Annotated in this window: 18 protein-coding genes; 14 read left to right on the forward strand and 4 right to left on the reverse strand. The window is 71.8% G+C overall.

Annotated elements, in window-relative coordinates; genetic code table 11:
* Positions 1–36: 36 nt before the first annotated feature.
* Positions 37–789 (reverse strand): FadR/GntR family transcriptional regulator, encoded by a 753-nt coding sequence (locus tag OG866_RS35430; RefSeq protein WP_329341150.1) that lies wholly within the window; start codon positions 787–789, stop codon positions 37–39.
* A gap of 95 nt (positions 790–884) precedes the next feature.
* Between OG866_RS35430 and OG866_RS35435 the strand changes: the two genes are divergently transcribed.
* From OG866_RS35435 to OG866_RS35450, 4 genes are read left to right on the forward strand one after another with little or no spacing between them, the layout of a single operon-like run.
* Positions 885–2243: a glutamine synthetase family protein gene (locus OG866_RS35435; protein ID WP_329341152.1), complete on the forward strand. Its 1359-nt coding sequence runs from the start codon at positions 885–887 to the stop codon at positions 2241–2243.
* A gap of 11 nt (positions 2244–2254) precedes the next feature.
* On the forward strand, positions 2255–3652 hold the full coding sequence (locus OG866_RS35440; protein WP_329341154.1) for an aldehyde dehydrogenase family protein: 1398 nt from the start codon (positions 2255–2257) through the stop codon (positions 3650–3652).
* A complete protein-coding gene (locus OG866_RS35445; protein WP_329341155.1) occupies positions 3649–4440 on the forward strand; it encodes a 3-oxoacyl-ACP reductase in 792 nt (263 codons plus the stop codon). The genes OG866_RS35440 and OG866_RS35445 overlap by 4 nt, the downstream gene beginning before the upstream one ends.
* Positions 4441–4468: 28 nt before the next feature.
* Positions 4469–5374, forward strand: coding sequence for a DUF2510 domain-containing protein (locus OG866_RS35450; protein WP_329344438.1), 906 nt, complete (start codon positions 4469–4471; stop codon positions 5372–5374).
* A gap of 15 nt (positions 5375–5389) precedes the next feature.
* On the opposite strand, the gene OG866_RS35455 is transcribed toward OG866_RS35450, so the two are convergent.
* Positions 5390–6592: an amino acid deaminase/aldolase gene (locus OG866_RS35455; RefSeq protein ID WP_329341156.1), complete on the reverse strand. Its 1203-nt coding sequence runs from the start codon at positions 6590–6592 to the stop codon at positions 5390–5392.
* A 257-nt stretch (positions 6593–6849) separates the two neighbouring features.
* Here OG866_RS35455 and OG866_RS35460 point away from each other — a divergent pair, with 257 nt between their 5' ends.
* Both OG866_RS35460 and mycP read left to right on the forward strand, forming a co-directional pair.
* A complete protein-coding gene (locus OG866_RS35460; protein ID WP_329341158.1) occupies positions 6850–8559 on the forward strand; it encodes a hypothetical protein in 1710 nt (569 codons plus the stop codon).
* The gene (gene mycP / locus OG866_RS35465; RefSeq protein WP_329341160.1) at positions 8556–9737 is read left to right on the forward strand and encodes a type VII secretion-associated serine protease mycosin; all 1182 of its coding nucleotides are present in this window, start codon (positions 8556–8558) and stop codon (positions 9735–9737) included. Before OG866_RS35460 ends, mycP begins: the two co-directional genes overlap by 4 nt.
* Before the next feature lie 86 nt (positions 9738–9823).
* On the opposite strand, the gene OG866_RS35470 is transcribed toward mycP, so the two are convergent.
* Complete coding sequence (locus tag OG866_RS35470) at positions 9824–10780, reverse strand: serine hydrolase (protein WP_329341162.1); 957 nt, start codon at positions 10778–10780, stop codon at positions 9824–9826.
* 150 nt (positions 10781–10930) lie between these two features.
* On the opposite strand from OG866_RS35470, the gene OG866_RS35475 reads away from it, so the two are divergent.
* Positions 10931–11662, forward strand: coding sequence for an SseB family protein (locus OG866_RS35475; protein ID WP_329341164.1), 732 nt, complete (start codon positions 10931–10933; stop codon positions 11660–11662).
* A 1-nt stretch (position 11663) separates the two neighbouring features.
* On the opposite strand, the gene OG866_RS35480 is transcribed toward OG866_RS35475, so the two are convergent.
* Positions 11664–12023 (reverse strand): DUF1844 domain-containing protein, encoded by a 360-nt coding sequence (locus OG866_RS35480; RefSeq protein ID WP_329341166.1) that lies wholly within the window; start codon positions 12021–12023, stop codon positions 11664–11666.
* A gap of 361 nt (positions 12024–12384) precedes the next feature.
* On the opposite strand from OG866_RS35480, the gene infC reads away from it, so the two are divergent.
* The 7 genes from infC (at position 12385) to pheT (ending at position 19738) form a co-directional block, all read left to right on the forward strand.
* Positions 12385–13071 carry a translation initiation factor IF-3 gene (gene infC / locus OG866_RS35485; protein WP_329344439.1) on the forward strand — a complete coding sequence of 229 codons (687 nt, stop codon included), beginning with the start codon at positions 12385–12387 and terminating at the stop codon, positions 13069–13071.
* A gap of 108 nt (positions 13072–13179) precedes the next feature.
* Complete coding sequence (rpmI, locus tag OG866_RS35490; RefSeq protein WP_329341167.1) at positions 13180–13374, forward strand: 50S ribosomal protein L35; 195 nt, start codon at positions 13180–13182, stop codon at positions 13372–13374.
* Between the two features lie 98 nt (positions 13375–13472).
* Positions 13473–13856 (forward strand): 50S ribosomal protein L20, encoded by a 384-nt coding sequence (rplT, locus tag OG866_RS35495; RefSeq protein ID WP_007380809.1) that lies wholly within the window; start codon positions 13473–13475, stop codon positions 13854–13856.
* 88 nt (positions 13857–13944) lie between these two features.
* Entirely contained in the window at positions 13945–14790 is an 846-nt protein-coding gene (locus OG866_RS35500) for a TrmH family RNA methyltransferase (RefSeq protein WP_329341169.1), read from the forward strand.
* A gap of 51 nt (positions 14791–14841) precedes the next feature.
* A complete protein-coding gene (locus tag OG866_RS35505; protein ID WP_329341170.1) occupies positions 14842–15978 on the forward strand; it encodes a sensor histidine kinase in 1137 nt (378 codons plus the stop codon).
* Positions 15979–16106: 128 nt separating this feature from the next.
* Complete coding sequence (pheS, locus tag OG866_RS35510; RefSeq protein ID WP_329341172.1) at positions 16107–17228, forward strand: phenylalanine--tRNA ligase subunit alpha; 1122 nt, start codon at positions 16107–16109, stop codon at positions 17226–17228.
* Positions 17228–19738: a phenylalanine--tRNA ligase subunit beta gene (pheT, locus tag OG866_RS35515; RefSeq protein WP_329341174.1), complete on the forward strand. Its 2511-nt coding sequence runs from the start codon at positions 17228–17230 to the stop codon at positions 19736–19738. The genes pheS and pheT overlap by 1 nt, the downstream gene beginning before the upstream one ends.
* Positions 19739–19863 lie beyond the last annotated feature (125 nt).

Here is a 19863-nt window from a genome sequence, read left to right on the forward strand (position 1 = left end):
CGGGCCTGGCGTGGCAAGAGCATGCCGGGCGCGGCCCTATGCCAGGAACCCCCTCAGCAGCGCCGCCGTCCCCGCGCAGTGCTCCCGCATCATCTCCCGCGCCCCGTCCGCGTCCCCGTCGAGGACCGCCTCCACCAGCGCGCTGTGCTGGCGCTGCGAGTGCTCCAGGTTCCGCACCAGGAGCGGGATGCAGTCCAGCAGCTCGTTCACCGTGGCCCGTACCGCCGCATACTGCGCCGTCAGCGTCGGCGAGCCGCACAGCTCGGCCAGCGTGAGGTGCAGCAGGGTGTCCAGGCGGCGGTAGTCCGGCAGCGGCGCGTCCTGTGTGCGGGACAGCGCCTCGCGCAGCCTCGTCGCCTGCTCGTCCGTCAGGCCGTGCGCCGCGCACAGGCCGGCCGCCCCGACCTCCAGCACCTCCCGGAAGCGGAGCACGTCCTCGATGTCGACCTCGGCGATCCGCCGCCGCAGCTCGCCCTCGCCGAGGTCGCCCGCGTCCGCCCGCGGCAGCACGAACGTGCCGCCGTACCGCCCGCGCCGCGACTCGACCAGCCCCTGGTCCTGAAGCACCTTCAGCACCTCGCGCAGCGTCACCCGGCTGATCCCGAGCCGCTCCGCCAGCTCCCGCTCGGCCGGCAGCCGCTCGCCCCCCGGCACCAGGCCGAGCCGTACGACCTGGAGGATCTGCTCCAGCGCCTCCTCGAACCCGTTGCCCGCCCGCACCGGCCGCAGCACCGGCGTCAGACGGTCCTCCAGCCGGCCCTCCAGACCACCCTCCGGATCCAGCGACATCCCGCCGTACCCCCTTCCCAAGCAATGGTTCTCCGCAATACCTTATGGCTTCCGGCCCGGCCGAAAAAGCGCGAAGAAGCCGAAGGAGCGTTCCCGTGGCAGACCGCACAGCCCCGCTGAGCGTCGAGGAGCTGCACGCCCTCGTCGCGAGCGGTGAGATCGACACCGTCGTCCTGGCCTTCCCCGACATGCAGGGAAGACTCCAGGGCAAGCGGTTCGCCGCCCGCTTCTTCCTCGACGAGGTACTCCACCACGGCACCGAGGGCTGCAACTACCTCCTGGCCGTCGACACCGAGATGAACACCGTCGACGGCTACGCCATGTCCTCCTGGGACCGGGGGTACGGCGACTTCGCCATGCACCCCGACCTGTCCACCCTCCGCCGCGTCCCCTGGAACGCCGGGACCGCCATGCTCATCGCCGACCTCGCCTGGGAGGACGGCTCCCCGGTCGTCGCCGCGCCCCGCCAGATCCTCCGGCGCCAGCTGGAGCGGCTCGCCGAGCACGGGTACACCGCCCAGGTCGGCACCGAGCTGGAGTTCATCGTCTTCAAGGACACCTACGAACAGGCCTGGGACAGCAACTACCGGGGGCTCACACCGGCCAACCAGTACAACATCGACTACTCGGTGCTGGGGACCGGCCGGATCGAACCGCTGCTCCGCCGGATCCGCAACGAGATGGCGGCCGCCGGACTCACCGTCGAGTCCGCCAAGGGCGAGTGCAACCCCGGACAGCACGAGATCGCCTTCCGCTACGACGACGCCCTGGTCACCTGCGACCAGCACGCCGTCTACAAGACCGGCGCCAAGGAGATCGCCGCCCAGGAGGGCGTCTCGCTCACCTTCATGGCCAAGTACAACGAACGCGAGGGCAACTCCTGCCACATCCACCTCTCCCTCGCGGACGCCGCCGGCAACAACGCCATGGCCGGGAACGGCGGCATGTCGGAGGTCATGCGGCACTTCCTCGCCGGGCAGCTGGCCGCCCTCAGGGACTTCTCCCTCCTCTACGCGCCCAACATCAACTCGTACAAGCGCTTCCAGCCCGGCTCCTTCGCCCCGACCGCCGTCGCCTGGGGCCACGACAACCGCACCTGCGCGCTGCGCGTCGTCGGCCACGGCCGCTCCATGCGCTTCGAGAACCGGCTCCCGGGCGGTGACGTCAACCCGCACCTGGCGGTCGCGGGCCTGGTCGCCGCCGGGCTGTACGGCATCGAGCAGAAGCTGGAGCTGCCCGATGCCTGTCCGGGCAACGCCTACACCGCCGAGTACGCACACGTCCCCACCACCCTGCGCGAGGCCGCCGACCTGTGGGAGAACAGCCCCATCGCCAAGGCCGCCTTCGGCGACGAGGTCGTGGCCCACTACCGCAACATGGCACGCGTCGAGCTGGAGGCCTTCGACGCCGCGGTGACCGACTGGGAGCTGCGCCGCTCCTTCGAACGTCTGTGAAAGGTCCTTCGTTGTCGCACGAGCACGAGTACGAGCACGAGTACGAGCACGAGCTCACGATCCTCAACCCGGCCACCGAGGAGATCGTCGCCACCGTTCCCGCCGCCGGCGCGGCCGACGTGGACGCCGCCGTCTCCCGCGCCGCGCGGGCGCAGGAGCGGTGGGCCGCCGTGGCACCCGCCGACCGGGCCCGGCTGCTGCGCCGGTTCGCCGACGTCGTCGACCGGCATGTCGAGGAACTCGCCGCGCTGGAGGTGCGGGAGGCCGGTCATCTGCTCGGCAACGCCCGCTGGGAGGCGGGCAACGTCCGGGACCTGCTGGAGTACTCCGCCGGGGGAGTGGAACGGCTGAACGGCCGTCAGATCCCCGTCCCCGGCGGCCTCGACGTCACGATCCTCGAACCGCTCGGCGTCATCGGGGTCATCGCCCCCTGGAACTTCCCGATGCCCATCGCGGCCTGGGGCACGGCCCCCGCGCTCGCCGCGGGCAACGCGGTGATCCTCAAGCCCGCCGAGACCACCCCGCTGACCGCACTGCGGCTCGCCGAACTCGGCCTGGAGGCAGGGCTGCCGGAGGGGCTGTTCCAGGTGCTGCCCGGCCATGGACCGGTCACGGGCAACGCCCTGGTCGAGCATCCGGGCGTCGCGAAGATCGTGTTCACCGGGTCCAGCCGCACCGGCCGCGCGGTCATGGAGCAGTGCGCCCGCCAGGTCAAGCCGGTCACCCTCGAACTCGGCGGCAAGAGCCCCAACATCGTCTTCGCCGACGCGGACCTCTCCGCCGCCCTCGATCCCTTCTCCTTCCTCGACAACTCCGGCCAGGACTGCTGTGCCCGCACCCGCATCCTCGTCCAGGAGTCCGTCTACGACGAGGCCCGCGAACTGCTCGACGGCGCGCTGAAAGCCGTCGTGGTCGGCGACCCGGCGGACGAGAAGACGCAGATGGGACCGCTGATCTCGCGCCGGCAACTGGACCGCGTAAGAGCGTTGGCGTCGGACGACATCCCGGGCCTGCGCGGGAGCGCACCCGAGGGCCCCGGTTTCTGGTTCGCGCCCACCGTGCTCACCGGCGCCGCGCACGACTCCGAGGCCGCCCGCGAGGAGATCTTCGGCCCGGTCGCCGTCCTGCTGCCCTTCACCGACGAGGCCGACGCGATCCGCCTCGCCAACGACACCCCGTACGGCCTCTCCGGCTCCATCTGGACCCGGGACGTCGGCCGCGCCCTGCGGATGTCGAGCGCCGTCCGGGCCGGCAACCTGTCCGTCAACTCCCACTCCAGCGTCCGCTACTGGACCCCCTTCGGCGGCTACAAGCAGTCCGGACTCGGCCGGGAACTCGGCCCGGACGCCCTGACCGCCTTCACCGAAACCAAGAACGTCTTCATCAGCACGGAGGGCCCCGCACAGTGACCTCATCCACCGAGGAAATCGTCTGCCGCCGCCTGGTCGGCCGCACCGCCGTCATCACCGGCGCCGGCAGCGGCATCGGCCTCGCCACCGCCCGCCGCCTCGCCTCCGAAGGCGCCCACGTCGTCTGCGCCGACGTCGACGAGGCCCGCGGCAAGGCCGCCGCGGACGAGGTCGGCGGCCTCTTCGTGAAGGTCGACGTCACCGACGCCGAGCAGGTCGAGGCGCTGTTCAAGACGGCGTACGACACCTACGGCAGCGTCGACATCGCCTTCAACAACGCGGGCATCTCCCCGCCCGACGACGACTCCATCCTGGAGACCGGCCTGGAAGCCTGGAAGCGCGTCCAGGAGGTCAACCTCACCTCCGTCTACCTGTGCTGCAAGGCGGCCATCCCCTATATGCGGCAGCAGGGCAAGGGCTCCATCATCAACACGGCGTCCTTCGTGGCGAGGATGGGCGCGGCCACCTCGCAGATCTCGTACACCGCCTCCAAGGGCGGCGTCCTGGCCATGTCCCGTGAGCTGGGCGTGCAGTTCGCACGGGAGGGCATCCGCGTGAACGCCCTGTGCCCGGGCCCGGTCAACACCCCCCTGCTCCAGGAGCTGTTCGCCAAGGACCCCGAGCGGGCCGCCCGCCGCCTCGTCCACATCCCCGTCGGCCGGTTCGCCGAGGCCGAGGAGATCGCCGCCGCCGTCGCCTTCCTGGCCAGCGACGACTCCTCCTTCGTCAACGCCAGCGACTTCCTGGTGGACGGCGGAATCTCCGGGGCTTACGTCACGCCGCTGTAGGCCCCGGGCCTACAGTGCCGGGATGAGCATGACGCCCCCGCCCGGCTGGTACCGCGACCCCCACGCCCCGCACCTGGAGCGCTGGTGGGACGGCACCGCGTGGACCGAGCACCGGCGCGAGCCCGCACTCCCGGGCCCGCCGGTGCCAGGCCCCGCCGACGGCGCCTCGGGCCGGGCCAAGGCGATCGCCCTCACCACCGCCGGGGTGGTCCTGGTCGCCGCGATCGTCACGGGCGCGTTCGTCCTGCGCGAGGACGACGACGCGGACACCGGGGCCGATGTGACCGTCACCGAGTCCATCACCCCCACCTACGCACCCACCACCCAGACGCCCTCGGAGTCCGCCGGCGACCCCTCCGCCGACGACCCGGCCGTGGTCGAGGACCAGCTCAACGGCATCACCGTGCCGCTCCTCGACGGCTGGGTACGGCCCCAGTACGTGGTCGACGACGACATCCTCATGACCACCGACGGCACCTACGACTGCCCCGGCGACCCCGGCACCTGCCGGCACGGCCTCGTCATCTCCCGCACGGTCACCGACAACGACGAGACGTCCCCCGAGGCCCTCGCCAAGGCGGACATCTCCGAAGCCGCGGACGCCGCTTACGACCACGACCTCGTCGGCAAACGGCCCTTCGGCGGTGTCGAGTCCCACCAGCTGGTGACGTCGGGGCCGGTCGCGGTGGCGGGCCGCGCGGGGTATTACGTGCGCTGGCGCGTCAAGACAGCCGAGGGGCCCGGCGGTTACGTGCAGTCCCTCGCCTTCCAGTCCAGCGTCGGCACCGAGTCGCCCGTCGTCATGCGCTATGTCTTCGACGCGGGCGAGGACGGGCCGCCGCTCGCTGACATGGACCGGATCACCAAGGGCATCCGGTCCACGGCCGACACGGCGGGCGGCGGGGTGGGCAGCAGCATCGGCCCCACCGACTGAAGACCCTGCGGTGGCCTACAGGAACGTGTGGCCCTCGCCGCGATACGTCGGCACGGCCGCCGTCACGGCGTCCCCCTCGACGAGATGCAGCGTGTCGAACCGCTCGCACAGCTCACCGGCCTTGGCGTGCCGGAACCACACCTTGTCGCCGATGAGCAGATCGTCGGCGGGGGAGCCCAGCAGCGGGGTCTGCACCTCGCCGGGACCCTCCTGAGGGTCGTACTTCAGCCCCTCGGGGAGGTAGGGCACGGGGAGCCGGTCGGGCCCGGGCGCACCGGAGGCGGGATAGCCGCCGCCGAGGACCGTCACGACCCCCACACCCGGCCGCCGTACGACGGGCTGTGCGAAGAGCGCGGCCGGACGCCCGGCGAAGGACGTGTAGTTGTCGAACAGACGCGGGACGTACAGCCCGGACCCGGCACCGATCTCGGTGACCGCGTCCTCGGCCGCGGTGGTCTGCACACTGCCCGTGCCACCGCCGTTGACGAACTCCAGGTCCGGCACCACGGCCCGCACGGCCCGCACCACCGCGGCCCGCCGCTCGGCGAGCTCCCGGCGCGCGGTGGCCTGCATCAACCGCACGGCCCGCGACCGGAACGGCCGCCCGGCGACGGAGTCGCCCACACCGGCGATATGACCCTCGTACGCCATGACCCCGACGACCTTGAACCCGGGCCGCCGGGCCACCGCCCGTGCCAGGTCGGCGACTTGGGCGGGCGAGTGCAGCGGGGAGCGGAGCGCGCCGACGCGCACCCGGCCGCCGAGGAGCTTGAGCGAGGTGTCCAACTCCAGGCAGACCCTGACGACTTCACGTCCGCCGTCCCGTGAACGGTCGATGAGATCGAGCTGGGCGACGTCGTCGACCATGACGGAGACGGCGGAGGCGAGCTTGGGGTCGGAGGTCAGTTCGGCGTACCCGGCGCTGTCCGCGGACGGGTAGGCGAGCAGGACGTCGTCGAACCCGGACCGGGCCAGCCACAGCGACTCGGCGAGGGTGAACGACATGATCCCGGCGAAGCCGTCCCTGGCGAGAACGCGTTCGAGCAGCGTCCGGCACCGCACGGACTTGCTGGCGACCCGGATCGGCTTCCCGCCCGCCCGGCGGACGAGATCGTCCGCGTTGGCGTCGAAGGCGTCCAGATCCACGATCGCGAGTGGGGCGGCGAGATGGGCGGTGGCCCGGTCGTAACGGGCCCTGTCGGCGGCGCGCGCAGTCATGAACGAAGCCTGCCAGACAGGATTACCGCAGGGTAGGGGGACGTTCCGGGCAGATGCCCCGGGCTCGTGGACTGGTTCCCGTTCGCCCAGGGACAAGCCGTAGAGTGACGCGCACGTACGAAGGGTGCGCGGGATGCCGGGCCGTCCGCGCGGGTATGCGTGCCCGGGGGCGGGGAACCACGGCACACTCCGCACGGTCCGGGCGACCGACGCCCACGTACGACGACAGGCCCGGGCACGAGGGAAACGGGGGGCGCATGAGCACCGAAGCGCGGCACGCCTCCATCCCCCCACGCCCCACGGCCCCGCCCCACCCCACGGAGCCCCCGACGGCATCCGAGCCCCTCGGCGACGACACCGTCCCACCCCGCCCCACCACGCCCCCGCGCGGCCCCGCCCGCCAGGAAGAGGCTCAGGAAAGGGCTGCGGAGCAGCGGGCCGGGCGCTCCGAGCAGCCCTCCGCCGGGCAGGACAGGGGAGCAGCGGAAACCACCGGCACGGCCGGAGACGGTCGCCCGAGTGCACACGCGTCCGCCCCGGAACACCCCTCGCCCGCCACCGCCCCGGACACCCCGCCCCACTTCCCGAGCCTGCGCGCCCCCTCCACCGAGGGCACATCTCCGCCGCGCACGACCCGGCCACCGTCTTTCGCCGAGGGCGCCTCGACAACCCATACGCCCTCGTCCTCCGCCGAAGGCAGCTCGACCAGCCGAACCACCCCGGCCCCGCCCCCGCCCCGCGCCTCGGCCCGGTTCCCGGATGCCCCGCCGCAGGCCGGGCACGGGCCGCGGACCGGGGACGCGGGGGCCGATGCACCGGCCCCGGAGGACACCGGCACGGCAGTGCCGCCTCGCCCCGCGCAGCGGCCCCCGGTGCCCCGGCCCGCGACGCCGCCACGACGTACCGGCGCACCCCCGGAGTCCGCCTCCGAGACGACGTTCCGCCTGCGCCCGGTCCCCGCGGAGCGGGCACCCGAACGCGAGCGGGAGTCCGAGCGGGACACGCGGTGGAGCCCGCTCGCCCCCGCACCGTCCGCGTCCGGCACCTCGTCGTCCGTCCGCCCCGACCCCGCCCTCTCCTGGAGCGCCCCCCTGACCTCAGGTACGGCACCCGGTGGCACCCCGGGATCCGGGCGGCCCGTCGTGTCGTTCGGGGAGCCCGAGGGGTACGACGAGAACGCCCGGCCGCGATCGCTGGCGGTGCGGGCCGGAGTGCGTACCGCGGCCGTGGCCGTGTGTCTCGTGCTCGGCCTCGGGCTCATCGGCGGTGCGGTGACCGGGAGTTGGCTCGTCGGGGACTCGGCCGCGGCCGGTGAGAAGGACTCCTTCGCCGCTGCCGCCGAGCTGTGGCACAGCGTCCCCGTGGACCAGCTGTTCCCGCCCACCATGCAGGGCCAGGGTGCCGGCCCCGGCGGCGCCGACCGAACCTGGACGCGGATCGCCGTCGCCCCGGACAGCGGCTGCAAGGAGGCCTTCGACCCGCTGCTGAAGAAGGCCCTCGCCCCCGTCGGGTGCGGCCGTCTCCTGCGCGCGACCTACACCGACGCCACCCAGAGCTACGTCACCACCGTCGGCCTCGTCTTCACCAAGGCCGACGTCGCCGGCATGACCGCCCTCGACACCCGCTTCACCAAGGAGGGCCTCGGCACCCGGGCCGACCTGATGCCCCGGCCGTACGCCGCCAAGGACACGGTCGCCGCCGACTTCGGCGCCGCACAGCGCGCATCCTGGGCGATCTCCGTCCTCACCGACGCCCCCGTGGTCGTCTACGCCGTCTCCGGCTGGGCCGACGGCCGTACCGTCGACGAGCCGGAGCCCGCCGCGGCGGCCATGCAGTCCGGCGCCACCACCGCCGTCGCCCAGGCCGGCCTCGGCCACGAGGCCCAGGGCCTCGCCGACCGCGTCGAACGCGGCCTGCGCAGAACCGTCGGCACCCCGGCCACGGAGGGGACGGGAACGACCTCATGAGCGCCGCCACCCGCGCCCGCCGGGCCGGCGTCGTCAGCGCCCTCCTCGCCGCCTCCCTCGCCCTGGTCCCGTCCACCGTCGCGCACGCCGACGGCATACGCGCCAAGCAGTGGGCCCTGGAGGCCATGCACACCCAGGAGGCCTGGCAGACCACCAAGGGCAAGGGCGTCACCGTGGCCGTCCTCGACACCGGCGTCGAGGACGACCACCCCGACCTCGTCGGCAACGTCCTCGAAGGCAAGGACATGGTCGGCTTCGGAGCCGACCGAGGCGACCGGGCCTGGGCCCGCCACGGCACCGCGATGGCCGGCATCATCGCCGGTCACGGACACGGCTACGCCGACGGCGACGGCGTCATGGGCATCGCCCCGGAGGCCAGGATCCTCCCGGTCCGCGTGATCCTTGAGGACGGCGACTCCTCCCGCGGCAAGGCCCGCAACACCCGCGGCAACGCCCTCGCCGAGGGCATCCGCTGGGCCGCCGACCACGGCGCCGACGTCATCAACCTCTCCCTGGGCGACGACTCCAAGTCCGCCCACCCCGAACCCGCCGAGGACGAGGCCGTCCAGTACGCCCTGAAGAAGGGCGTCACCGTCGTCGCCTCGGCCGGCAACGGCGGCGAGAAGGGCGACCACATCTCCTACCCGGCCGCCTACCCGGGCGTCATCGCCGCGACCGCCGTCGACCGCTACGGCACCCGCGCCTCCTTCTCCACCCGCCGCTGGTACGCCACGGTCGCCGCCCCGGGCGACGACGTCGTCATCGCCGACCCGGACCACAAGTACTACGAGGGCTGGGGTACGAGCGCGGCGGCGGCCTTCGTCTCCGGCGCCGTCGCCCTCGTCAAGGCGGCCCACCCCGGACTGACCCCGGCGCAGATCAAGAAGCTTCTGGAGGACACGGCCCGGGACGCCCCCGTCGGCGGCCGCGACGACTCCCGCGGCTACGGCTTCGTCGACCCCGCCGCCGCCCTCAAGGCCGCCGACCGGCTCGACCCGCAGGGCCTGAAGTCGGCCGCGTACGGGGACCGGTACTTCGGCTCGGGCCCCGACGCCCCCGAGACGGCCGACGACACGGCCGGCTGGGCGGCCCCACTGGCGGGCGGCGTCGGAGGCGTCCTGCTGGTCGCGGCGGTGGTGCTGTGGCGTGGCCGCAGGGAACAGTACGGCGATCAATGACGGTGCGGGCGACGTCCTAGGGGCGCGGGGAACTGCGCGACCAGCCACAACGGCGCCGCACCCGCCGACTGCCTGACGAGGCGGTCTCAGTCCGCGAACACCGACACCGCAGCGCGCGCCGCCGACTCCACGAGCGAGATCCCCTTCTCCTTCGTCGCGTTGCCGTGCGACAGCGCGACGACGAGATAGTCGTTCCCGTCCGAGGCGGTCACCTGCCCGATGCTGTTGATGTCCCACAACCCGGTCGTGCTGCGCGGCAGCCAGCCGTTCTTCAGCGCCCACGAGGAACCGTCGGCCGCGGCCGACACCCCCCAGTGCTGGTCCGTGGCTATCTGCCCCATCAGGCCCTGGAGATACTCCCGCGAGGCCTCGCTCAGCTCCGAGTCGTCCCCGAACACCTGCTGGAGCAGGGTGAGCTGATCGGCCGCGGTGGTCTGGGTCAGCCCCCAGAGCATGCCGTCGCCGCCCTCGGTGCCCGTCAGTCCGAAGCGCTCGTTGGCCGCGTCGAGCCCCTCCGCCTTGCCGATGGCCCGCCACAGCGCCGACGCGGAGGTGTTGTCGCTGTTCTCGATCATCGCGGTGGCGTACGTCTTCTCCGCCGCCGTCAGCGACCGGTCCTCGTCCTGCGCCTGGAGCAGCAGCGTCGCCAGGATGTCGACCTTGACGATGCTCGCCGTGTCGAAGGCGGTGTCCCCGTACGTGGCGCTGTCCCCGGAGTCCAGGTCGAGCACGGCCACCGACACGTCCGCGTCGTCCGGCACGGTCAGCGCGTCCATCGCGTCGGCGAGCAGCGCGTCGTAGTCCACCGCCGGTACCGCCACGGGTTCCACGGACGCCTCCTCGCTCGGCGTGTTCGCCGCCGGGCTCGACGACGCGGCCGACGATACGGGCGCGGCACCGGAGTGCGCCTGCGCCTTCACGTACACGGTCCCGCCGGCCGTGGCGCCGACGACGGCCACCGAGGCGAGGGCGGTGTAGAGGAAGGGGCGGCGTCGGGACGGGCGGGCGCGGCGGCTCCGGCGGGCGGCTCTGGAGGACTCCATGTCCGTGATGGTCGGGCCACCGACTGTGTGCGCCGTTAGACGCACGTTAGATGTGTGTCAGGGAAATCTGAGATTCCGGTGAGGACGGTCACGCGCGCGTTTCCGGGCCCGCACAAGCCCAGCATCATCCCCCCTATAGGGTCGGTGACCGTGGCGAACAAGAACATTCCCGACCCCGGCTTCTCCGACGACGACGGTTCCGCCGACCCCCGGCTGAGCGCGGCGCTCGCCGACTGGGCCGAGGACCGCACCGCCGTGGGACCCGTCCTGGAGGCGCTCAAGGGCGCCCGGCTGCTCGTCCCCGTCGTGGCCGTGCTCGGCGAGGTCGAGGAGGACGAGAACGGGCTGCGCCGCGAGAAGACCAGCGACATGGCCGTGCCGACGCTGAAGGCCGGACCCCGGACCGCGCTGCCGGCCTTCACCTCGACGGACTCGCTGGCCCGCTGGGACCCGGCGGCCCGCCCCGTCGCCGTACCCCTGCACCAGGCGCTTCAGGCCGCCGCGCACGAGCAGGCGGACACCGTACTGCTGGACCTGGCCGGACCGGTGCCGTTCGAACTGACGGGCCCCGCGCTGCTCGCCCTCGCCGAGGGGCGTACGACGGCCGACCCGCTCGCCGATCCGGCGGTCGTCGCGGCGGTACGGGAGGCGGTGGCCGCAGAGCCCGCCGTGCTCCGCGCCCATCTCGGCCCCGGACAGGCCGACGGCACCCTGGCCCTCGTACTCGACCCGTCGGCGCCCCCGGCCGAGGCCGCCCGTGCCGTCGCCGAGCGGATCGCCGCCGACGCAACACTGAGGGCCCGCCTGGTGCGCGGCCTCGACCTGGCACTGCTGCCGGCCACGGCCACGCCTTTGGGCGAGCCCTTCTACGTACGCGGGTGAACTAGCTGTAGACCGGGCCGGTGTACTTCTCGCCCGGTCCCTGGCCCGGCTCGTCCGGGACGATCGAGGCCTCGCGGAACGCCAGCTGGAGCGACTTCAGGCCGTCGCGCAGCGGGGCCGCGTGGAAGGAGCTGATCTCGGTCGCGCTGCCATCGAGGAGGCCGGCGAGGGCGTGGATCAGCTTGCGGGCCTCGTCCAGGTCCTTGTACTTGTCGCCCTCTTCGGTCAGACCGAGCTTCACCGCGGCGGCGCTCATCAGGTTCACGGCGACCGTCACGATCACCTCGACGGCGGGGACCTCGGCGATGTCGCGGGTCAGCTCGTCGAAGTCGGGGGAGTCAGCGGGAGGGGTGTCACTCATGCCCCACACGATAGGCCCCGGTGCACATCGGTTCGCACCACCCCCGGGATGCTGCTAACCTTGTGTGACGACCGGCTGGATACTCACGTGTCCGGCCCACAAGTGGAGGCTCCGATCTCCCACCTGACCGTCCCCTGGACGGCGGGTCACCCGGTCAGGCGGCCGCCATCGTTCCGTACGGACGATGGAGTCGCCCGAGTTTGCGCCCCGCGGTCATCGTGGTGGTGCTCCGGTAGTGCTTTGGAGCCCCCTCATGTGATCGTCCGGGGCATTTTTTGTGCTTCGGTGCGGTTAGGTCCTACGTAAAGAGACGTACGCGGCTGTCCGCCAGACCGCCGTATGGTGCTACCAAGGAGGATCCATCAGCACCGAGCCCCGCATCAACGACCGGATTCGCGTTCCCGAGGTGCGACTTGTCGGTCCCAGCGGCGAGCAGGTCGGGATTGTCCCGCTTGCCAAGGCCCTGGAGCTTGCGCAGGAGTACGACCTCGACCTGGTCGAGGTGGCGGCGACCGCCCGACCGCCGGTCTGCAAGCTCATGGACTACGGGAAGTTCAAGTACGAGTCGGCCATGAAGGCTCGTGAGGCGCGCAAGAACCAGGCGCACACGGTCATCAAGGAGATGAAGCTCCGGCCGAAGATCGACCCGCACGACTATGACACCAAGAAGGGTCACGTCGTCCGGTTCCTCAAGCAGGGCGACAAGGTCAAGATCACGATCATGTTCCGTGGTCGCGAGCAGTCCCGGCCGGAACTCGGCTACCGACTGCTCCAGCGTCTCGCGGAGGACGTCCAGGACCTCGGCTTCGTGGAGTCGAACCCGAAGCAGGACGGCCGAAACATGATCATGGTTCTCGGTCCGCACAAGAAGAAGACCGAGGCGATGGCCGAGGCCCGGCAGGCGCAGGAAGCCCGAAAGGCTGACGCGAAGGCCAACCCTGGCAAGTCGCAGAACGCCGCGGAGACGCACCTCGACGAGGACTCCGAGGCTGAGGCCGAGGCTCCTGAGGCCGCCGAGGCGCAGGCCGAGGCTCCGGCCGAGGCGTGATCCCAGGGACGCGAGTCCCCAGGACATAACCGATACAAGAGCGACGCTCCACCGTGCCCGGTTTCACGACCGGGCACCGGGGCGCCACCCAGAGGAGAGAACGGCGCTATGCCGAAGAACAAGTCGCACAGCGGTGCCAGCAAGCGCTTCAAGATCACCGGCTCCGGCAAGGTGCTCCGTGAGCGTGCCGGCAAGCGCCACTACCTCGAGCACAAGTCGTCCCGCTTGACGCGTCGCCTCACCGGCAACGCCGAGATGGCCCCGGGCGACGCCGCGAAGATCAAGAAGCTTCTCGGCAAGTGAGGTCGGGCGCACAGCGCCTGACCCCCCTCCAGACCGGGACCCAATCGATTTCCGGGTCGTGTGAGTCCAACCACGGCCCCGCTACAAGGAGTTAACAAGTGGCACGCGTCAAGCGGGCAGTCAACGCCCACAAGAAGCGCCGGGCGATCCTCGAAGCCGCCTCCGGCTACCGCGGTCAGCGTTCGCGCCTGTACCGCAAGGCCAAGGAGCAGGTCACCCACTCGCTGGTCTACAACTACAACGACCGCAAGAAGCGCAAGGGCGACTTCCGTCAGCTGTGGATCCAGCGCATCAACGCCGCTGCCCGCGCCAACGGCATCACGTACAACCGCTTCATCCAGGGTCTGAAGGCCGCGAACATCGAGGTCGACCGCAAGATCCTGGCCGAGCTGGCCGTCAACGACGCCACCGCGTTCGCCGCGCTCGTCGAGGTCGCGCAGAAGGCCCTGCCGGCCGACGTCAACGCCCCCAAGGCGGCCTGACGCCTGGCTTCGAGCCGACGTGACATGAGGGACCCGCAGGCTTTCGGGCTTGCGGGTCCTGTTGTGTAGTTCTCCGAAAGTGAGCCCCATGCCCGCCGATGCCGGCCCCGAGCTGATCTCCCCCCGTTCCCCCCGCGTCTCCGCCGCCCGGCGGCTCGCCAAGCGGAACTTCCGGGGCAAGGAGCGGCTGTTCCTGGCCGAGGGGCCGCAGGCCGTGCGGGAGGCCGCCGGACACGGTCTGGTGGAGCTGTTCGCCACCGTCGAGGCCGCCGAGCGGTACGGCGACATCATCGGCGAGGCCCGTGCCGTCGGAGCGCGGGTCCACCTCGCCTCCGAGGACGTCATCGCCGACATCTCCACCACCGTCACCCCCCAGGGGCTCGTCGGGGTGTGCGGGTTCCTGGACACGCCCTTCACGGAGATCCTCGCCGCCCGCCCCAAGCTCGTCGCGGTGCTCGCGAACGTGCGCGACCCCGGGAACGCCGGCACCGTACTGCGGTGCGCGGACGCCGCCGGCGCCGAGGCCGTCGTACTGACCGACGCCTCCGTGGACCTCTACAACCCCAAGGCCGTACGGGCCTCCGTGGGATCCCTCTTCCATCTGCCGGTCGCCGTCGGGGTGCCCGTCGAGGAAGCGGTGGCCGGGCTCAAGGACGCCGGGGTGCGGATCCTCGCCGCCGACGGGGCCGGGACCGACGACCTCGACGACGAGCTCGACCAGGGCACCATGGGCGGGCCGACCGCGTGGGTGTTCGGCAACGAGGCGTGGGGGCTCCCGGAGGAGACCCGCGCCCTCGCGGACGCCGTGGTGCGCGTCCCGATCCACGGGAAGGCCGAAAGCCTGAACCTCGCGACCGCCGCCGCCGTATGTCTCTACGCGTCGGCCCGTGCACAGCGCGCCTCCGGAGGGTGCCGCTCCGTCACCGACAGCTAGTAGGGTGACCAGCTCGGGGCCCCTCAGCGTCATGAGAGGTGGGGTACGGGGATGAGTGTCGGCACGAGCAGTGCACCGGGTGACCGGGACGTGCGGCAGGGTTCCGCGTCCGGCCCCGGTGATCTCGCCGGACTCGGCATCGACCCCGACATGCTGCCCGACGGACTGGTCGTCGCCGACGAACAGGGCCGGGTCGTCTGCTTCAACGCCGCCGCCGAACGCATCACCGCCGTCCCCGCCGCCGAGGCCCTCGGCCGGCGCCTCGACAAGGCGCTGCCGTTGGAGGACCTGGAGGGGCGGCGCTGGTGGCAGCTGACCGACCCGTACGGCGGTCTCGCCATCCGGCGCGGGCAGCCCGAGCGGAACCTGCTGCTGCCGGGCGGACACGAGGTGCTGGTCACCGTCCAGTACGTCCGCGCCGAGCCCACCGGACCCGTCTCCCGCGTCGTCGTGTGTCTGCGCGACACCGAGGCCCGGCGCCGCACCGAGCGCAGCCACGCCGAGCTCATCGCCACCGTCGCCCACGAGCTGCGCTCCCCGCTCACCTCCGTGAAGGGCTTCACCGCCACGCTGCTCGCCAAGTGGGAACGGTTCACCGACGACCAGAAACGGCTGATGCTGGAGACCGTGGACGCGGACGCCGACCGGGTCACCCGGCTCATCGCCGAGCTGCTCGACATCTCCAGGATCGACTCGGGGCGGCTGGAGGTACGCCGCCAGCCAGTCGACATCGGGGCGGCCGTCGGGCGCCACATCCAGGCGTACGTCGCCGCGGGCCAGACCGCCGACCGGTTCCTGCTCCGCATCGAGCAGCCGCTGCCCCAGCTCTGGGCGGACCCCGACAAGATCGACCAGGTGCTCAGCAACCTGCTGGAAAATGCGGTGCGCCACGGCGAGGGAACCGTCACGATTGACGTCACGCCCGCCGCGTCCCCCCGGGAAGGGGAGGACCGCGGCACATCGGTCACCGTGAGCGACGAGGGGCCCGGCATCCCGGAGGAATCCATGAACCGCGTCTTCACCCGCTTCTGGCGGGGCAGCAAGCGCGGTGGCACGGGCCTCGGGCTCTACATCGTCAAGGGCATCGTCGAGGCCCACGGCGGTGCCATCACGGTCGGCCGCGGCCCCGGCGGGGGCGCCGAGTTCCGATTTACGTTGCCCGTGAGCACTCCGGCCTATCTGACCTGAGTGCCCGCGGGCGCATTCGTATACCTCCACCCCGTTAGACTCGGCCTTTGGCACCTTTGTGTCCTGCACACGGCACTGAGCGCCGGTCTAGGGGACCTTCAGCCAGCCAATCGGAAGCACGGGAAGAGATGTCGGCACCGAATAAGTCGTACGACCCTGTAGAGGTCGAGGCGTTGAAACCGGAAGAGATCGAGCGCATGCGGGACGAGGCGCTCGCCGCCTTCGCCGCCGCGGACTCCCTCGACGCGCTCCAGGAGGCCAAGGTCGCCCACACCGGCGGCACCTCGCCGCTGGCCCTCGCCAACCGCGAGATCGGCGCGCTGCCCCCGCAGGCCAAGGCCGCCGCGGGGAAGCTCGTCGGACAGGCCCGCGGCGCCGTGAACAAGGCGCTCGCCGGCCGCCAGGCCGAGCTGGAGGAAGAGCGCGACGCCCGCGTGCTGGTCGAGGAGGCGGTGGACGTCACCCTGCCCTACGACCGCGTACCGGCCGGCGCCCGCCACCCGCTGACCACGCTGTCCGAGCGCATCGAGGACGTCTTCGTGGCCATGGGCTACGAGGTCGCCGAGGGCCCGCAGGTCGAGGCGGAGTGGTTCAACTTCGACGCCCTCAACATCGGCCCGGACCACCCGGCCCGTGGCGAGGCCGACACCTTCTTCGTGCAGGGCCCGCAGGGCGGCACCGAGTCCGGCGTCGTGCTGCGCACCCACACCTCGCCGGTCCAGATCCGCTCGCTGCTCAGCCGTGAGCTGCCGGTGTACGTGATCTGCCCCGGCGTCGTGTACCGCACCGACGAGCTGGACGCCACGCACACCCCGGTCTTCCGCCAGGTCGAGCTGCTCGCCGTGGACGAGGGCCTCACCATGGCCGACCTCAAGGGCACCATGGACCACATGGTCCAGGCCCTGTTCGGCGAGGGCATGAAGACCCGGCTGCGGCCGAACTTCTTCCCCTTCACCGAGCCGTCCGCCGAGATGGACATGGTCTGCTACGTGTGCCGCGGCGAGTCCGTCGGCAACCCGGACCGCCCCTGCCGCACCTGCTCCTCCGAGGGCTGGATCGAGCTCGGCGGCTGCGGCATGGTCAACCCGAAGGTCCTCAAGGCCTGCGGCGTGGACCCCGAGAAGTACAGCGGATTCGCCTTCGGGTTCGGCATCGAGCGGATGCTGATGTTCCGCCACAACGTCGAAGACATGCGAGACATGGTCGAGGGTGACGTCCGGTTCACCCGGCCGTTCGGGATGGAGATCTGATGCGGGTCCCGCTTTCTTGGCTGCGGGAGTACGTCGACCTGCCGGCGACGGAGACCGGGCGTGACGTCCAGGCCAAGCTCATTTCGGCAGGCCTCGAGGTGGAGACCGTCGAGCAGCTCGGCGACGGCCTCAAGGGCCCCCTGGTCGTCGGCCAGGTGCTGACCATCGAGGAGCTGGAGGGCTTCAAGAAGCCGATCCGCTTCTGCACGGTGAACGTCGGTACCGCCAACGGCACCGGCGAGCCCCAGGAGATCGTCTGCGGCGCCCGCAACTTCGCCGTCGGCGACAAGGTCGTCGTCGTGCTCCCGGGCGCCGAACTGCCCGGCGGGTTCGCGATCGCCGCCCGCAAGACCTACGGCAAGACGTCCCACGGCATGATCTGCTCCAGCGACGAGCTGGGCATGGGCGACGACGGCACCAAGGGCATCATCGTGCTGCCGCCGGAGACCGAGGTCGGCAAGGACGCCATCGAGCTGCTCGAACTGGTCGACGAGGTCCTGGACATCGCCGTCACCGCCAACCGCGGCGACTGCCTCTCCATCCGCGGCGTCGCCCGCGAGACCGCCATCGCCTACGGCCTGCCGCTGCGCGACCCGGCCCTGCTCGACGTCCCGGGCCCCAACGCCTACGGCTACCCGGTCCAGGTCTCCGAGCCGCTCGGCTGCGACCGCTTCACGGCCCGTACGGTGAGCGGCCTCAGCCCCGAGGCGCGCTCCCCGATCTGGCTGAAGCGCCGGCTGCAGAAGGTCGGCATGCGCCCGATCTCGCTCGCCGTCGACATCACCAACTACGTGATGATGGAGCTCGGCCAGCCGCTGCACGCCTACGACCGCACGCTGGTCCAGGGCACCATCGGCGTCCGCCGAGCCACCGAGGGCGAGGAGATCGTCACCCTCGACGGAGCCAAGCGGAAGCTGCACGCCGAGGACCTCGTCATCACCGACGACCGCGGCCCCATCGGCCTCGCCGGGGTCATGGGCGGCGCCAACACGGAGATCGCGGACCACGAGGAGGGCGAGGGCACCACCGACGTCGTCATCGAGGCCGCGCACTTCGACGCGGTGTCGATCGCGCGCACGGCCCGCCGCCACAAGCTCTCCTCCGAGGCGTCCCGCCGCTTCGAGCGCGGTGTCGACCCGGCTGCCGCCGCCGCTGCGGCCCAGCGCACGGTCGACCTCCTCGTGCTCCTCGCGGGCGGTACCGCCGACGCCGGGGTCACCGAGGTCGCCGCTCCGAACGCGCCGCACACGATCGCCGTGCCGGCCGACCACCCGGACAAGGTCGCGGGTGTGGAGTACGGCCGCGAGACCGTCGTACGCCGTCTCCAGCAGGTCGGCTGTGACGTGTACGGGCAGGACGAGCTGATCGTCACCGTGCCGTCCTGGCGTCCCGACCTCACCGAGGTCAACGACCTGGCCGAAGAGGTCATCCGGCTGGAGGGCTACGAGAACCTGCCCTCCACGCTGCCCAAGCCCCCGTCGGGCCGCGGCCTGACCCACCGCCAGCGGCTGCACCGCCGCGTCGGCCGCGCGCTGGCCGGTGCCGGGTTCGTCGAGGCGCCGAACTACCCCTTCATCGGCAAGCAGGTCTTCGATCAGCTGTTGCTGGAGGCGGACGATCCGGCCCGCCGGGTCGTCACACTGACGAACCCGCTCAACGACGAGGAGCCCGCGCTCCGTACGTCGCTGCTGCCGGGCCTGCTGGGCGCGCTGCGGCGCAATGACGGCCGGGGCTCGCACGACCTGGCCCTCTTCGAGACGGGTCTGGTGTTCCTGCCGCGTGCCGAGCAGAAGGCCGCCGTCTCCCTGCCGGTGGACCGGCGTCCCACCGACGAGGAGATCGCCGAGCTGAACGCCGCGCTGCCCGAGCAGCCGCGCCATGTCGCCGCGGTCCTCGCCGGAGCGCGCGAGCAGGCCGGCTGGTGGGGCAAGGGCCGTCCGGTGGACTGGGCCGACGCGATCGAGGCGGCGCGGGCGGTCGCCCGTGAGGCCGGGGTCGAACTGGTCGTCCGGGGCGGTCAGTACGGACCGTGGCATCCGGGGCGGTGCGCCGAGCTGGTGGTCGTCGCCGAGGGTGCGGAGACGGTCGTCGGCCATGCCGGTGAGCTGCACCCGCGCGTGGTGAAGGCGTTCGGGCTGCCCGCGCGTACGTCCGCGATGGAGCTGGACCTGGACGCGCTGGAGGCCGTCGGCGACGACACGCCTCAGGCGCCGAGCATCTCCACGTTCCCTGTCGCCACGCAGGATGTGGCGCTGGTGGTCGACAAGTTCGTACCGCATGCCGACGTCGAGGCCGCGCTGCGGGACGGTGCGGGTTCCCTGCTGGAGGCGATCCGGCTGTTCGATGTGTATGAGAACGCCGAGCAGTTGGGCGACGGGAAGAAGTCGCTGGCGTATGCGCTGCGGTTCCGCTCGGCGGATCGGACGCTGACCGTGGATGAGGCTTCGGCTGCGCGGGATGCGGCGGTGGCTCTCGCGGGTGAGCGTACGGGAGCCGTTCTGCGCGGTTGATGTCGTGTGCCGGGTGCGGGTGAGTTGTGGCTGGTCGCGCAGTTCCCCGCGCCCCTTAGGGGGTTGCAGTCACGTCACTCGATGGAGTGACTTCTCCCAGTGATCTGGTCCATCCGGGCCATGTG

The organism is Streptomyces sp. NBC_00663, assembly GCF_036226885.1.
GTDB lineage: Bacteria > Actinomycetota > Actinomycetes > Streptomycetales > Streptomycetaceae > Streptomyces.